This is a genomic window from Mesorhizobium sp. M7A.F.Ca.CA.004.12.1.1 (assembly GCF_003997835.1).
Classification (GTDB): Bacteria; Pseudomonadota; Alphaproteobacteria; order Rhizobiales; family Rhizobiaceae; genus Mesorhizobium.
Genome location: NZ_RZRK01000838.1, coordinates 1 through 2619, shown reverse-complemented (window position 1 = coordinate 2619; position 2619 = coordinate 1). Strand labels below are relative to the sequence as shown.

Below are 2619 nucleotides of genomic sequence, written 5' to 3'. Positions count from 1 at the left end.
CGCTGCTACGTCGTGCTCGCCGATGGGTGCGATCTTTGGCTGCATCTGTATCCCGAAACGGTGGCCGGCACGGAGCGAACGTTTCGCTCGATCCGGTAAAGACAAAACCGCCGGGCTGGCGCCCGGCGGTTTGCAGATCATGTCTGTGTGTTCGTGCCGCTCAATAGGGGCAAGCGTTGTCAGCCGTATAGTCGTGCACTTCGGTCTTGCCGGCAATGATGTCGGCCTTGGCCTTTTCGACGGCCGCCTTCATCTCGTCCGTCACCAGCGCCTTGTTGTTGTCGTCCATGGCGTAGTCGACGCCGCCTTCCTTGAGGCCCAGATTCTCGACTCCGCCCTTGAAGGTGCCGTTCTTGCCGTCCATGAAGGCGGTGTAGACGGCGACGTCGACGCGCTTCAGCATCGAGGTCAGCACCTTGCCCGGCTGCAGGCCGTTCTGGTTGGAATCGACGCCGATGCCGAGCTTGCCGGCATCTGCCGCCGCCTGCAGCACGCCGACGCCGGTGCCGCCTGCCGCGGCGTAGATCACGTCGGAGCCCTGGTCGATCTGCGTCTTGGCGATCTCGCCACCCTTGGCCGGATCGTTCCAGGCAGCCGGCGTGTCGCCGGTCATGTTCTGGATGACATCAGTCGCACCCGCCGACTTGGCGCCGCCGACATAGCCGCATTCGAACTTGCGGATCAGAGGGATATCCATGCCGCCAACGAAGGAGACCTTCTTGGACTTAGAGGCCATCGCCGCCAGGATGCCGACGAGGTAGGAGCCCTCCTGTTCCTTGAACTTCAGCGACCGCACGTTCGGCAGATCGACCTGGTCGTCGATGATGGCGAAGTTCAGGTCGGGATATTCGGCGGCGACCTTGGTCAGCGCGTCCGTCCAGGCAAAGCCGGCCATGACGATCGGGTTGCGGCCGTCCTCGGCGAAGCGGCGCAGCGCCTGCTCACGCTGCGAGGCATTGGAGACCTCGAATTCGACGTAGGCCGTGCCGGTTTCCGTCTTGAATTTCTCGGCGCCGTTGTAGGCAGCCTCGTTGAAGGATTTGTCGAACTTGCCGCCGAGATCATAGAGGATGGCCGGCTGGACATCCGCGGCGAAAGCCGGAAGAACCATTGCGGTTGCGGCCAGGAGGCCGAGAACGATACGTTTCATGTGATCCACACCCTGTCGGTTATTTTTTCCGTTATGCACCGCATGCCTGCCCGGTTCTCCGGCAGGCATACGACGTCAGCCAGGAGTGTACTCCCTCCCGCTCGGCGGCAATCTGGCATGGCCCGAAACAAAATTCACGCGGAATTTTGACCTTTTGGAAAAGCTTGGTGCGGACAAGCCGCACCGCAGCTTGTCCTTGCGCCAAGTGTCAGGCGGAGGCGGCGGCAGGGATGGCGCAAGCGACGCCGGTGCCTTTGAGGTTGCACGTGCCGTAAGGGTTCTTCGCCAAATATTGCTGGTGATCGGCTTCGGCGAAGTAGAATTCGGCCGCCGGCGCGATCTCGGTGGTGATCCTGCCGTGGCCGGCACCGCGCAGCGAGGTCTCATACGCATCGCGCGAGGCGCTCGCCGCCCGCAATTGCGCCTCGTCGCTCGTGTAGATCGCGGAGCGATAGGCGGTGCCGACATCATTGCCCTGGCGCATGCCCTGCGTGGGGTCGTGGCTTTCCCAGAACAGCTTCAGAAGCCCAGCATAGGAGACGATCTCGGGGTCATGGACCACCAGCACCACTTCGGCATGACCGGTAAGCCCGGTGCAGGTCTCCTGATAGGTCGGATTGGGGGTGAAGCCGCCGGCATAGCCAGCCGCGGTGACCCAGACGCCTTCGATCTGCCAGAACAGCCGCTCCGCACCCCAGAAGCAGCCCAGTCCGAACATCGCCGTCTCCAGCCTCTCGGGATAAGGACCCTTGAGCGATCTTTTCAAGACCTTGTGTCTGGATGCGGTCGGGATCGCCCTGGCGCGGCCCGGCAGGGCCTGGGAGGGCTTCGGCAGATTGAGCTTCTTGTTCAGCATGTCGCTGAGAAAGAACATGCGCGGCTCCTCTCCGGGTGAAACGCAAGAAGCCGCATGACGGCGGCTTTGTTTGAGCATCGGATTCCCAAAACCGGCAACCGCTTTTGGGTCCGATGCTCTAGGTGGCGGCGAACTGCCCAGCACGCGGCGGCCGCCTGTAGCCTATCGCATAGAGCAGGAAAGCCAGCACCGCGAACACGGCGAAGCCCGGCTGGTTCAGCACCCAGGCGACGGCGCCGTCCCACAGCAGCGGGCTGGCCTTGGTTCGGATGAAGGTTTCGAAGGCGGCCCTCGTGTCGGGCGAGACCGCCAGCCAACTGGTGTTGAGCGGGGTCAGCACCAGCACGGAGGCCGCCACGGTGCGTGTCGCGTCGAGCACCGCCATGATGACGGAAATCGACAGCGCGATCATTGCGGCAAGACGAAAGACGAAGCGAAACATCAGAACCCTCCTCCGGGCTGGTCCCCTCCCGAGGGGCCTTTCAGAGATAGAATGCGCATGGCTGGATCGCAATCGCCATACGCGAATTTGCAGACTCCAAACTCAGGTCAACAGAAGGCCGGACGACAGTCGGTCGGGTGGCTTTTCATTGACATGTGAGGGCAGCTATGC

The 2619-nt window shown here is 62.6% G+C and carries 3 protein-coding genes; all 3 read right to left on the bottom strand.

Annotated features, from left to right (window positions below; translation table 11 throughout):
• Positions 1-160: 160 nt before the first annotated feature.
• The 3 genes from EN984_RS30485 to EN984_RS30475 all read right to left on the bottom strand — a co-directional run bounded on the left by EN984_RS30485 (position 161) and on the right by EN984_RS30475 (position 2448).
• On the bottom strand, positions 161-1150 hold the full coding sequence (locus EN984_RS30485; RefSeq protein ID WP_127266918.1) for a BMP family ABC transporter substrate-binding protein: 990 nt from the start codon (positions 1148-1150) through the stop codon (positions 161-163).
• Between the two features lie 208 nt (positions 1151-1358).
• Positions 1359-2024, bottom strand: a complete 666-nt coding sequence (msrA, locus tag EN984_RS30480; RefSeq protein WP_127266917.1) for a peptide-methionine (S)-S-oxide reductase MsrA — start codon at positions 2022-2024, stop codon at positions 1359-1361.
• A 100-nt stretch (positions 2025-2124) separates the two neighbouring features.
• Positions 2125-2448 (bottom strand): hypothetical protein, encoded by a 324-nt coding sequence (locus tag EN984_RS30475; RefSeq protein ID WP_127266916.1) that lies wholly within the window; start codon positions 2446-2448, stop codon positions 2125-2127.
• Positions 2449-2619 lie beyond the last annotated feature (171 nt).